Genomic DNA, 12,697 nt, shown 5'->3' on the forward strand with positions numbered 1-12,697 from the left:
GCTTAGTTTTTATACTTGGTGCGTTTCGTATTCATAGACTGGAGGTATAGGATGGAGCTGTGGCTGACCATCGCATTTGATTCAACGCAGCAGGCGCTTCGCGCAGAAATGCTGCTCGAATATGCAGGGATTGATATTGATACCTATCCAACGCCGAAGGAAATAACGGCAGGCTGCGCACTGTCCATCCAGTTTCCATCGGAGGATTTAAGACAAGTCCATCAAATCATCGTGAGTGAAAAAGTGGAGATTCGCGGCATCTATGAAAAAAAAGGTGCTGAGTATATACAAGTGGAATGGTGTGAACAAGAAGGGGAGGAGTATTAATGTGGTTTGAAGCATCAGGAACGACTCCTGAAACGGAAACAAATGAAACACAGGAAGAGACTACTGGAACAGAGGAAACGGCACCGACTGAAGGAAATACAGATACAGGCACAGATACAGGAGGAAGCACTTCTGATCCTGCGGCTACCCCCGATGACGGAACACTCTCCGAAAATGTAGGGGAAGCGGTTCAAGGGACCGTTGATGAAGCGAAGCGTTTAAGTGATGTCTTCTGGAACTGGGTCACGGACACCAATATGTGGATTCATTACGCAGGAATTGCACTACAGATCATTATTGTATTTATTCTGACCCGGATCGCGATTAAGGTACTTCATAATGTCATTGATCGGTCCCTGTTGAATCGTCAGTCAGAGCGAAAAATTAGAATCAATAAAAGACGTGTAAACACAGTAGGCGAGCTGCTCAAAAATGTGGTCTCTATCGTATGTAACTTCATTCTTGTACTCCTCATTTTATCTCAAATGGGTGTGAATCTCGGACCCGTACTCGCCAGTGCTGGGGTACTCGGGTTAGCCATCGGTTTTGGTGCGCAAAGCTTGGTCAAAGATATTATTACTGGATTCTTCATTATATTGGAGGATCAGTTCGCGGTAGGCGATGTCGTTCAGTCAGGAACACTGAAGGGTACAGTAGAGGTCATTGGTCTTCGAACAACAAAGATCGTTAGCTTTACTGGTGAAGTGCATATTATTCCTAATGGAACCATTACGACGGTAACCAACTATTCGATGGCCAATTCCCGTGCGATTGTGGATATACCGATGAAAGGCGAGGAGCAGCTGGGAGAGAGTATGAGAATGGTGAAGGAAGCCGTTCAAAATCTGCCTGAGCGCAACAGCAACGTTTTAATGGTGCCGGAGGTCGTTGGCATACAATCCATGACAACCGCTGAATATGTGATTCGAGTAGTGGCTGAGTGTCTGCCCAATACTAATCATGAGGTGGAGCGTCTCATCAAGATGGATGTAAAAGAAGCGCTGGAATATAAGGAGAGCGTAAGGCTTGCTGAACTGGAAGCCGCTGCAGCCAATGAAGAAAATACGGGGGATGGTTCGAATGGAGCGTAAAGTGTTTAACCTGGGGGACATCGTTCAGATGAAAAAGCCTCATCCTTGCGGCAGCAATGAGATGGAAATTATCCGCATGGGGATGGATATTCGAATTAAGTGTGTAGGCTGCAAGCATAGTGTGCTTGTGCCCCGTCCTAAGTTTGAAAAGAATTTTAAGAAAGTTCTTCGCTCGGCAGCGGATCCGCAAGGACAAGAGTAGGCTGCAATCCATGCTTGCCAACAGACAAGCAAAAGTGTATAATATAAAGTGCTGCGGAAAGGTACCCAAGAGGTTATAAGGGGACTGACTCGAAATCAGTTAGGCGCCTTGCGGCGTGCGAGGGTTCGAATCCCTCTCTTTCCGCCACACCATTTAACTGTTCAATATATAGAGATTAGGCCCTGCATCTAATGCAGGGTCTTTTGTCGTTATGGACGCGGACGTTATAGATGGCTTGTTGACTAAAATAGTCACCAAAAAAGGACCCTTTCGGGCCCTTTATGGGGGGCAGTGCATTTTTTTAAAGAAAACATCTTTTACGACAGCTTCGGTTAGAAGCTCGGTGTACTGCTACGCAATACCAGTGCATCTGAATCCATAATTACTTCATCAATTGCACATTACCTTCCGCTTCTATCGCCACGTTAAAGACCCTCCTTCAAATGAATAAGTCCGGCTCTGTCTTCAAATCATCCAACGGAACCACACCTCTCTGTGAAGCACTGCCTTGATTGTATTATATCCGCATCAGCGAATTATAACCGGGAATTATATTGGTAAAGTTTGGATTGAAGAAGATCGAGCTTGCTTACGTATAACATGACCATGCTGATCGCTTTTCTGCTCATCGCCTTAATGAACCCGGGCTTTGGTCAGCTTTTTCCATTTTCGATTATGATTTGAGGTTTCAGGGAAAGTCTCTCCTTTTTTGAGCTTGATCCGCTTAGGATCGTTGATCTCGGTATGGAAGCTTCTTTCACCAATCTCCGTGTACTCTCCATCATTAGGTGCTTTGTCTCCTGGTTCAAACTCCGTTTTCTCACCCATTTGAATTGCCCTCCTTCGTTATTCTGATCTAAATATGTGTCACATTGGCTATTGTGCGCAGTCTCTTGAAGGAACATGTCTGATCAACATTGGTAAAAGAGAACATGTGCTTGCACTCGTTTATTGAAAATGGTATATTGATATGGTGCGAGTTTAATCTCGTTCCTTGCTCTTAAGCGATGACTTGAGGGCCTTAAGTCCATAAGGAGGTGCTAGTATGCGCAAATACGAAGTGATGTACATTATTCGTCCTGACATTGAACAAGAAGCTGTTCAAGCTGCAGTCGAAAAATTCCAAGGCATCATCTCCAACGGCGGTGGTGAAATTACAAAACACGACGTAATGGGTAAACGCCGTCTTGCGTATGAGATCAAGAAATTCCGTGATGGTCATTATGTGTTGGTTAACTTCACTGCTGAACCAGCTGTCGTTTCCGAAATGGAACGTATCATGAAAATTTCTGACGAAGTAATTCGTTATCTCATCACGAACGACGTTGTTGCTTAATTCGTTTCAAGTGATTTTGTAAGAACTACGCTCAGAAGGAGGGGATTAGATTGTTGAACCGAGTCATTCTGATCGGCCGGTTAACTCGTGACCCAGAATTGCGGTACACACCTGCAGGGGTAGCCGTAACGCAGTTTACCATTGCTGTAGACCGTCCGTTTACAAGCCAAGGCGGGGAAAGAGAAGCTGATTTTATACCGGTCGTTACCTGGAGACAGCTAGCGGAGACTTGCGCAAATTATTTGCGTAAAGGACGTTTGACAGCCGTCGAAGGGCGCATCCAAGTAAGAAACTACGAGAATAACGAAGGCAAGCGTGTATACGTAACTGAAGTTATTGCAGATAACGTTCGTTTCTTGGAATCCAACCGTGATGGCGGCAACGCGAACAATAACGGTGGTGGTATGCGTGAAGAGCCTTCCTATGGAGGCAGCGGCCGCGGGAATAATAGCAATAACAATTTCTCACGGAACAATCAGGATCCTTTTTCCGATGACGGAAAACCGATTGATATTTCGGATGATGATTTGCCATTTTAATTAGGAAGGACTGAATAGCATGAGCTTCAAACAAAGAGAAGGCGGAGACAACGATAAAAGACCGGCTCGCCGCGGCGGCCGTAACAAACGTCGTAAAGTGTGCTTCTTCACTGTTAACAAAATTACTCACATTGACTATAAAGATACGGATCTGCTTCGTAAATTTATCAGTGAGCGCGGAAAAATTTTGCCACGCCGTGTAACAGGTACAAGCGCAAAATACCAACGCATGTTGACGATTGCAGTTAAACGCTCCCGTCAAATCGCATTGCTTCCGTACACAACTGAATAGTTAACGATTCAGTGAACGGGAAGGACAGTCTGCTACTTAGCAGGCTGTCCTTTTTTTGTAGGGTTGTTCCTGGAATGGTAGAACGAATATAATAGAATACATAGATTTCATCATTTATCTAAAAAGCTTGAGGAGTGGTTATGAACAGACAGCGGCAGTATAAACAGAAGCGAAGATCAAGTGGACCTGTTCTTTTTGTATTTCTTGTATTGGGTCTTGTCTATTATATCTCTCAAACGGAATCATTTAATATAGATTGGGGAAGTCCTACGCATCTGTTTGAAGAGGATGAGCCGAAGTATGTAACAGAGCTCCATCCTGAAGTGGCAGCGAAGAAATCTCAGCTGGTAGAGCTTGCGAAGCAAAAAGGTATACAAATCATGATCACAGAAGGTCATCGCAGTGAAGAGAGACAAAATGAGCTGTATGAGCAAGGTAGAACGACGGAAGGGCAGATTGTCACCTCTGCTCGTGGAGGGGAATCGTATCATAACTATGGCCTTGCAATAGATTTTGCAATTCGGGTATCCGAAGACAAAGTGATATGGGACATGGAGTATGATGGGAACAACAATGGTGAATCCGACTGGATGGAAGTTGTCGCTATTGCCAAAAATCTTGGATTTAAGTGGGGCGGAGACTGGGTCAATTTCCCCGATTATCCACATCTGCAGTATGACTTTGGCTATAGTATTGCTGAACTACAGCGTGGAAAGAGACCGCCTGGTTATGAGATCAAGCCAGAAGATTTGGAAGCAAGTGAATAACCTATGAATGAGTCATTATATGATAAGGAACAAGCTAAGAAATATAGGAGAAGTAAGCTCTGTACATGGTTAGAGCTTACTTCTTTTCGTAGAATGTGAAGAAATGATAGCAGGCCGCTTCATTTTTCGATTTATTCGCGAGATTCATCATTTTTGACTTGAAATTAATAAAGATAATTGTATAATAGGAAAAAAGTTCTATTATAATCAACAAATATAATAGAAGTATAAAGCACCTGTTAATTTACTTTTGACGAAATAGAACCACGCTAATTTATCGTACAAATCCACTATCCGCCTCATTTACAGAATCATCATAGCAGATAAATCCAATTCAACTGAGTTAATTACATGTTATATTATATTACACTTAATAATGCTTTATAAGCTGATATTGGCTATGAAGTGTAAGTGGTATGTCATGTTTTGTTTGAAAAACAGATATTTTATGAAGAAAGTCCTCAACACAATCTAGAAGTTTAGATCTACAAAAACAGGTCTATATACCCCGTCTCTAAACCTTTAAACAACATTTTTAATAAAAATACGAAAAAATTATTGACGTTAGTAATATTTACACGTATTATTACAATAACTTATTCGGAATTGAAAATGTAGGTACATCTTACATTTATTGACCTTTGGTCTAAAAGTTTCTATCCTTTTCACATTTCGACCTCATAGACTCAGCAATAAGACCATCGAATTATGACTTAGATCCACTCCACAACTAGAGAAGCCCACATCTTGCGAGACTTGCCATCAACGACTAAACATTATTTACTCTACACAACGTCCTATCACTTACAAACTAGCATTTCGCTCTATTTCTTTCATTACACAACAGTGCATCATGATTAAATTTACTCACCTCTGTAATTATTCATGGATAAGTATTCATACATAATTATCCTGATAATTTATAAGCAACAAGCATTATAGAATTTTACGAGGAGGATTTTCATGAGAAAGAGATTTTCGCTAATGCTTGTGATCATGCTCATGCTGGTTACTGTGCTGGCAGCATGCTCCGGCGGATCAACAGCTGAAGAACCAACGACGGGGGAACCACCTGTAGAAACAACTGAACCGGCAGAGACACCAGAAGAGCCGGCAGAAGAACCAGCAGCAGAAGATGCTACGCAAAATGATGGTTTGTTCGAAGCATCGGACATGTCAATGAATCCAGGAACAGCAACAAACCGTACTGACACTTTAATTGTAGGGATTACATCTCCTGCAGGCGTATTTAACCCGATTTTTGCAAGTACTACCTATGATGTATGGGTAAACGATCTTATTTTTGAATCATTCCAAGGTATCAATGCAGACGGAACGTACTCTCCTCGCCTTGCTGAGAGCATCGAGGTTAGTGAAGACGGATTGCAATATACCTTCAAGTTGAAGCCAGATCTGAAATACACTAACGGTTCTCCAGTAACCGTAAACGATTATTACTTAGCTCTTAAGATGTACCATGACAGCAGCTATGATGGTCAATCCGATCCACTCTCTTGGAAGATCAAAGGTGGACAAGAGTATTATGATGGCACGGCTGATGAAATCTCTGGTGTAACCATTGTTGATGATCATACTGTAGAAGTTGAAGTTACAGAAGCAACAGCTCTGACTCAAGTATATCTCGCAGGCGTTCCTTTCATCCCTTCAGACTACTATGGTGAATCTTATACTCAAGGGAACCTGGATGGGGTTAAAGCACTGAACGACAAGCCAATCGGTTCTGGTCAATATGTAATGAAGTCATTTGTGCCAGGTCAAGAGGTTGTATTTGAAGCAAACCCAGATTACCACTTGGGAGCTCCAAAAATTAAGAATGTAATTTACAAAACGACGACGGACGAAACAAGACTTGCGATGCTTGAATCCGGTGAAATTGACATGGATATGCTCACAGTCGATGAAGATAACGTGGAAATGGCGCAGCTCCTTGGATTCTTGGATCTGAACATCTTCCCAACGAATGGATATGGCTACATCGGTATGAACCATGAAAGTCCGAAATTCTCTGATGTAAAAGTGCGTCAAGCCTTGGTGTATGGACTCAATCGTGCTGAAATTGTAGAAGCGGTATACGGTAAATTTGCCGATGTTATCAATATTCCACAATCCAAGCAATCTTGGGCTTATACCGAAGAAGGTATTGAAACCTATGCATTTGACACCGAAAAGGCTAAAGCACTTCTTGATGAAGCAGGCTGGACTGTAGGTGCAGATGGTATTCGTGAGAAAGATGGAGAGAAATTTAAAATTGACTTCTCTGCTACAGCGGATAATGTCGTAGTAGATGCACTTCTTCCAATCATGACAGCGAACTATGAAGAGCTTGGCATTGAAGTCGTAGCTGAGGTACTTGATTTCAACGCAATTACGGAAAAAGCGGAATCAGGAAACTTTGAGATGTTCTTCATGGCATGGGGCTTGACTCCAGATCCAGATACAACGGTTTATACAACAGAAGGTGCTCAGAACCGCCTTGGATATTCTCATCCAGCCTATGACGAGTTGGCAGCACAAGGTAAGGCAGAGCTAGATACAGAGAAGCGTAAAGAAATCTACGCTAAGGCATATCAAGAGCTTAATGCAACGATTCCGGATATCTTGATGTACCAAAGACGTGACGGTTGGGCAATCAATGGCCGTATCAACGGTCTAGAAATTACACCTTACAAAGACTTCACGATTGATCTGTACAAAGCCGAAATCGGAGAATAATTAAATCAGCATGATAACGATAAGCTCAGCTCTGGCAAGAGCTGAGCTTATCTACTTTTCAAACCCGGGAGGAATATTATGAAGCAGTACATTATCCGGAGGCTGCTGCAGATGATTCCGACGATGATCGGAATCACCATTATCTTGTTTGCCATAACAGCATTGGTGCCTGGAGATTTCATTACTTCACAGCAAAACCCGCAGATGACAGAAGAGAGAGCGGCTCAGCTTCGCGCAATATATGGTCTGGATAAACCCCCTGTAGAACGGTATTTCACATGGGTAGGTAATATGATTACGGGAAACATGGGTGAATCTCTTCAACATAAGCGTCCGGTAACAGATGTCATCGGCGATTATGTATGGAATTCTTTCGTTATTGCCTTTTTTAGTATGATCTTCAGCTGGATTATTGCCGTATTTACTGGTGTATTCTCTGCTAAGTTTCAATACTCATTCTTTGATAAGATGGTAACTTTGTTTGTGTTCCTATGTATGTCGCTGCCTTCCTTCTTTATTGGGCTCGTATTAATTAAGTTCGTGTCTGTAGATTTGGGATGGTTCCCTGTAGGGGGCATGAGTTCAGCAGGAGCGTCGAATATGTCCACTTGGGATTATCTAGTTGATGTAATACATCACAGCTTCTTACCTGTATTAGTATTAACGATGCTAAGCACAGGAAGTCTGACTCGTTATTTCAGAACGAGTATGCTGGAAGTTATACGCCAGGATTATGTTCGTACAGCCCGTGCCAAGGGTTTGAAAGAGAAAACGGTTATTTTCAAGCATGCGCTTCGTAACGCATTGCTTCCTGCCATCACAATTATGGGATTTGAGCTTCCTGGCTTGTTCGGAGGAGCCATTATCCTTGAGAAAGTATTTGTATGGCCAGGTGTTGGACAAGTGTATATGGAATCCATTAATATGCGGGATTATCCGTTTATGCTTGGTTTTACAGTCTTCATATCGGCGTTAACCTTAGTAGGTACGCTGCTGTCGGATGTGTTATATGGAACTGCAGATCCTAGAATAAGGTTAAAGTAGGAGGAGATTACATTGTCGATTGAGGCTGCACCCTTAAAATCGAATACTCAAGTTCCTGTAAAGCAGCCGGATTCACCATGGCGCATCTCGATGCGTCGATTTACTCGCAACCGGCTCGCAGTATTAGGACTTTTCATTCTAGTATTTATGGTTGTGTTCTGTTTAGTTGGTCCTATGCTTTCTCCATACAGCTTGACCGATTATTCTGTAGCGAACAAGAACCAGCCGCCCAATGCACAGCACTGGCTTGGTACGGATAAGCTCGGCCGCGATATTTTGCTGCGAATTATGCTAGCCGGCAGAATATCCTTATTTGTTGGATTTGTAGCAACCTTGGTTGCTGTTGTTTTGGGTTCTGTCCTAGGTGCATTAGCAGGATTTTATAGAAAATTTATAGATACGTTCATTATGCGTGTAGCTGAAATCTTTATGGCAATTCCTCAGCTTCCTTTGCTGATCATCATGGGAGCGATCTTGTCTGACTTGAAGGTGCATCCGGATTATCGTATCTTCTTCCTGGTTCTAATTATGGGAGTCATGGGCTGGACATCCCTGTCGAGATTGGTACGTGGGCAAATTCTTTCTCTACGCGAGCAGGAATTTATGCAGGCAACCGAAGCGCTCGGACTTCGAGATGGGCGTAAAATATTCAGACATCTAATACCAAATACAGTACCGATCATTATCGTAACATCTACTTTGCTTGTAGCAGGCATGATCTTGAGTGAATCCGCACTGAGTTATCTGGGACTTGGCGTTGTACCACCTACTCCATCTTGGGGGAACATGATAGCAGATGCCAACAGTCTGATTGAATTCCGTAAGAGACCTTGGGTCTGGATTCCACCAGGAGTTTGTATCCTGGTAACAGTAATAGGCATTAATTTGATCGGTGACGGGCTTCGTGATGCGCTCGATCCTAAAATGAAAAAGTAGGGAGATGCGAACATGGCAAAAGAACTTGTAGAATTTCGTAACTTAAAAACGCATTTTCATACATCCGCCGGGATCGTCAAAGCCGTAGATGACGTCAGCTTTACTATACGAGAAGGCGAGACTGTATGCGTCGTTGGAGAATCAGGGTGCGGCAAGAGTGTAACGGCGATGTCCCTCATGCGCTTGCTCGATACACCTTCTGCCGGAGGAGAAATTATGTTCGAAGGCAGAGATCTATTGAAGCTGAGCAATAATGAAATGCGCAAGCTTCGAGGCAACGAGATCTCGATAATATTCCAAGAGCCGATGTCTTCCTTGAACCCGGTTCTCACGATCGGGGAGCAAATTAGTGAACCGCTCATGCTGCATCAGCTGCTGGATAAGAAGGAAGCACGCAAGAGAGCCATTGAGCTGATCAGTCTTGTTGGCATTCCACGTCCTGAGGTAATTGTAGACTCCTACCCTCATGAACTGAGTGGAGGCATGCGTCAGCGGGTTATGATTGCAATTGCTCTCAGTTGTAATCCGAAGCTGCTCATTGCAGATGAGCCGACTACAGCACTTGATGTTACGATCCAAGCTCAGATTCTTGATCTAATGCGGGACATTAAAGAGAAGTTCAACACTTCAATCATGCTCATTACGCATGATCTTGGCGTTGTAGCCGAAATGGCAGATTACGTTGTCGTTATGTATGCTGGTAAAGTCATTGAGGAAGCTTCCGTATATGAGCTGTTCAGAGAACCGAAGCACCCTTATACCAAGGGATTACTTAAAGCAAAGCCAATTATTAACCAAAGACAAGAGCGCCTCTACTCTATACCAGGCCAGGTACCTAATCCTGTAGACTTGGAGAATAACTGTCACTTCCATGATCGCTGTGAGTTCTGCATGAGCATTTGCCGTGAGAAGGAGCCGCCGCTTCGGAAGAATGAGCAAGGACATAAAGTGGCTTGCTGGCTGTACGAGGAGGAGGCGAAGGTACGATGACAGAAGTAACTAGTGCGACAGTAACTGAAGCAAGACTAAGTCATTTAGCAGAACCGCTTATGGAGGTCAAAAACCTCAAGAAGTACTTTCCGATCACAGGCGGTGTTTTTCAGCGCCATGTGGGGGATGTAAAGGCGGTAGATGATGTATCATTTACGATCTATAGAGGGGAATCCTTCGGACTAGTCGGCGAGTCTGGCTGCGGCAAGAGTACGATCGGCAGAACCATTCTTCGTCTGTTGGAGAAAACAGAGGGAAGTGTTCTTTTTAAAGGTCAGGACATCCATAAGCTGTCTAAGCAGCAGCTAAGAAGCATCCGTCCACAGATGCAGATTGTATTTCAAGACCCGTTCAGCTCCCTGAATCCACGGATTAAAGTTGGAGAAGCGATTGGCGAGGCGCTGCTGGATCATAAGCTGATTCCCAAAAAAGAGCTTCGGGAGCGTGTAGAAGAAATTCTTCGTATCTGTGGTCTGTCGAGCTACCATTACAATCGTTTCCCGCATGAATTCTCAGGCGGTCAGCGTCAGCGTATCGGTATAGCGCGCGCGCTCATCCTTAATCCTGATTTTATTGTGGCGGACGAGCCTGTATCTGCTCTGGACGTATCGATCCAGGCTCAGATCATTAACTTGCTGAGTGATCTGCAGGCAGAGAAACAGCTCACTTATTTGTTCATATCCCATGATCTTAGTGTTGTCGAGCACTTGTGCAACCGAATCGGAGTGATGTATCTGGGATCGATGGTAGAGATGGCCAGTAAGGATGATCTATTCCAGAATCCACTGCATCCTTACACCAAAGCACTGCTGTCAGCTGTACCGATTCCAGATCCGACGATTAAACGGGAGAGAATTGTGCTGAAAGGCGATATCCCTAGCCCGGCGAATCCGCCTTCGGGCTGCAAGTTCCATACCCGCTGCCCGCTCGCTTCGGATATTTGCAAGCAGGAAATTCCAGAGTACCGCAACATGGGTAATGATCACTATGTCGCTTGCCATTTTGCATAAATAACGTCAAAAGTGTGGATTTGGGGTCCTGCTTGTGTACGGATAATATCATATGTTTGATTGCTCAGGAGCATCATTTCCATATCCGTTAGGGTAGAGGGGAGGGTGCTTCTTTTTTGTTTTTTTATTGGATTATATGGAAGCAGGGCCAAGGGAGGACCAATGAATCAAGATGTATAGTTTCATAAAAAGCAGGCATTTATGAAGGAGTAAGAAATTGGAATGAAAAAAAGAGAAAAAAATTTAAAAAAATGCAGACAAAATTGTCATTTCATACGTCTATATATATAGAAGTGTTTAATAAGAACTATAACGAAGGTCATTTACATAGAAGATAGCAACATCAACATATGAAATGCGGCAAATTCAGGAGAATGGAGGACAAGCTATATGAAAAAATGGATCCTGCGAAGCAGTGCTATAGTCGTTATTCTTGCGCTGTTTGTGATTATCATCAGACCAGGCATATTAGTAGGTAAGCCTGCCATTCAATCGAATGCTGCACTGTTGATGGACGTAAATACAGGGAAAGTCATTATGAATATGAACGGTGATGTTCCGTTGCCAACAGGAAGTATTACCAAATTGATGGCCCAGCTGATTATTATGGATGAGCTCTCCGCAGGACATATTTCCTGGGAGGATCAAGTTGAAATCAGCCAAAATGCCAGCGAAGTAGAAGGGCAGCAGGTGGCGCTTCACCCTGGAGATCAAGTTACAGTAAGAGAGCTGCTTGAAGTTGTATCGGTATATTCGGCGAATGATGCGATTGTTGCTCTTGCTGAGCACGCCTTAGGATCTGAGGATGTATTCATTGATCGAATGAATGACAAGGCCAAGGAATTAGGGCTCTCGGTCCATACTATATATCATAATGTGACAGGCAATACTTCCTCGGCAGGCGGCCCTACAGACAATTATATGACCGCCAGTGATATTGCGTTATTATCAGCCCATCTCATCCAAGAGCATCCGGAAATTTTGAAGATGGCAAGTCGTCCACAGGTTGAATTAAGGGGTAAAGGACTCTACATGAGCAATACCAACTGGATGCTGGAAGAGATCAGCGGACCTTATTCCTATGAAGGGGTAGATGGCCTCAGAACGGGCTATACAGAGGAAGCCGGATATTGCTATGCCGGTACGGCCGAGCAGAACGGTCAGCGGCTAGTTGCAGTCGTGCTTGGTGCAGAATCACAGGAACAACGATTTAACGAAGCTAGGGATTTGCTGAACTACGGATACTCACACGGATACACGACGGGAGGCTGGCATAAGCAGTGGGCATTGGCACTGCGGCAGGCCGTCGATCGAACCATATAACTTTATTGTAACTTTTTTTGATTTTAGCTGATAACAGGATTGATAAAACAGCCGTTGCAATAGAACGGCCTGAGTAAGGAATAGCGAGGAATAGCGAGAAAGAGAAG

The 12,697-nt window shown here is 43.6% G+C and carries 14 protein-coding genes and 1 tRNA gene; 14 read left to right on the top strand and 1 reads right to left on the bottom strand.

Annotated elements, in window-relative coordinates:
- The first annotated feature begins 51 nt into the window (after positions 1 to 51).
- The 4 genes from TCA2_RS15735 to TCA2_RS15750 all read left to right on the top strand — a co-directional run bounded on the left by TCA2_RS15735 (position 52) and on the right by TCA2_RS15750 (position 1,767).
- Complete coding sequence (locus tag TCA2_RS15735; RefSeq protein WP_047912568.1) at positions 52 to 327, top strand: DUF3343 domain-containing protein; 276 nt, start codon at positions 52 to 54, stop codon at positions 325 to 327.
- A complete protein-coding gene (locus TCA2_RS15740; protein WP_081872563.1) occupies positions 327 to 1,418 on the top strand; it encodes a mechanosensitive ion channel family protein in 1,092 nt (363 codons plus the stop codon). Before TCA2_RS15735 ends, TCA2_RS15740 begins: the two co-directional genes overlap by 1 nt.
- On the top strand, positions 1,408 to 1,620 hold the full coding sequence (locus TCA2_RS15745; RefSeq protein ID WP_047912569.1) for a DUF951 domain-containing protein: 213 nt from the start codon (positions 1,408 to 1,410) through the stop codon (positions 1,618 to 1,620). The genes TCA2_RS15740 and TCA2_RS15745 overlap by 11 nt, the downstream gene beginning before the upstream one ends.
- A 55-nt stretch (positions 1,621 to 1,675) precedes the next feature.
- Positions 1,676 to 1,767: transfer RNA gene (locus tag TCA2_RS15750), tRNA-Ser, on the top strand.
- A 486-nt stretch (positions 1,768 to 2,253) separates the two neighbouring features.
- On the opposite strand, the gene TCA2_RS15755 is transcribed toward TCA2_RS15750, so the two are convergent.
- Positions 2,254 to 2,448: a YjzC family protein gene (locus TCA2_RS15755; protein ID WP_047912570.1), complete on the bottom strand. Its 195-nt coding sequence runs from the start codon at positions 2,446 to 2,448 to the stop codon at positions 2,254 to 2,256.
- Between the two features lie 217 nt (positions 2,449 to 2,665).
- Between TCA2_RS15755 and rpsF the strand changes: the two genes are divergently transcribed.
- The 10 genes from rpsF (at position 2,666) to TCA2_RS15805 (ending at position 12,590) form a co-directional block, all read left to right on the top strand.
- Positions 2,666 to 2,956 carry a 30S ribosomal protein S6 gene (gene rpsF / locus TCA2_RS15760; RefSeq protein WP_047912571.1) on the top strand — a complete coding sequence of 97 codons (291 nt, stop codon included), beginning with the start codon at positions 2,666 to 2,668 and terminating at the stop codon, positions 2,954 to 2,956.
- A 50-nt stretch (positions 2,957 to 3,006) separates the two neighbouring features.
- On the top strand, positions 3,007 to 3,495 hold the full coding sequence (gene ssb, locus TCA2_RS15765; protein WP_047912572.1) for a single-stranded DNA-binding protein: 489 nt from the start codon (positions 3,007 to 3,009) through the stop codon (positions 3,493 to 3,495).
- Between the two features lie 19 nt (positions 3,496 to 3,514).
- Positions 3,515 to 3,787: a 30S ribosomal protein S18 gene (gene rpsR, locus TCA2_RS15770; RefSeq protein WP_047912573.1), complete on the top strand. Its 273-nt coding sequence runs from the start codon at positions 3,515 to 3,517 to the stop codon at positions 3,785 to 3,787.
- A 140-nt stretch (positions 3,788 to 3,927) separates the two neighbouring features.
- Positions 3,928 to 4,554, top strand: a complete 627-nt coding sequence (locus TCA2_RS15775; RefSeq protein WP_047912574.1) for a M15 family metallopeptidase — start codon at positions 3,928 to 3,930, stop codon at positions 4,552 to 4,554.
- A gap of 963 nt (positions 4,555 to 5,517) precedes the next feature.
- On the top strand, positions 5,518 to 7,287 hold the full coding sequence (locus tag TCA2_RS15780) for an ABC transporter substrate-binding protein (RefSeq protein ID WP_047912575.1): 1,770 nt from the start codon (positions 5,518 to 5,520) through the stop codon (positions 7,285 to 7,287).
- Positions 7,288 to 7,365: 78 nt separating this feature from the next.
- Entirely contained in the window at positions 7,366 to 8,331 is a 966-nt protein-coding gene (locus TCA2_RS15785; protein ID WP_047912576.1) for an ABC transporter permease, read from the top strand.
- A 12-nt stretch (positions 8,332 to 8,343) separates the two neighbouring features.
- Positions 8,344 to 9,267: an oligopeptide ABC transporter permease gene (opp4C, locus tag TCA2_RS15790; RefSeq protein WP_047912577.1), complete on the top strand. Its 924-nt coding sequence runs from the start codon at positions 8,344 to 8,346 to the stop codon at positions 9,265 to 9,267.
- Positions 9,268 to 9,279: 12 nt separating this feature from the next.
- Positions 9,280 to 10,257, top strand: coding sequence for an ABC transporter ATP-binding protein (locus TCA2_RS15795; protein ID WP_047912578.1), 978 nt, complete (start codon positions 9,280 to 9,282; stop codon positions 10,255 to 10,257).
- Entirely contained in the window at positions 10,254 to 11,267 is a 1,014-nt protein-coding gene (locus TCA2_RS15800) for an ABC transporter ATP-binding protein (protein WP_047912579.1), read from the top strand. The genes TCA2_RS15795 and TCA2_RS15800 overlap by 4 nt, the downstream gene beginning before the upstream one ends.
- A gap of 390 nt (positions 11,268 to 11,657) precedes the next feature.
- Complete coding sequence (locus TCA2_RS15805) at positions 11,658 to 12,590, top strand: D-alanyl-D-alanine carboxypeptidase family protein (RefSeq protein ID WP_047912580.1); 933 nt, start codon at positions 11,658 to 11,660, stop codon at positions 12,588 to 12,590.
- Positions 12,591 to 12,697 lie beyond the last annotated feature (107 nt).

It is taken from the genome of Paenibacillus sp. TCA20 (genome assembly GCF_000732325.1).
GTDB lineage: Bacteria > Bacillota > Bacilli > Paenibacillales > Paenibacillaceae > Paenibacillus > Paenibacillus urinalis.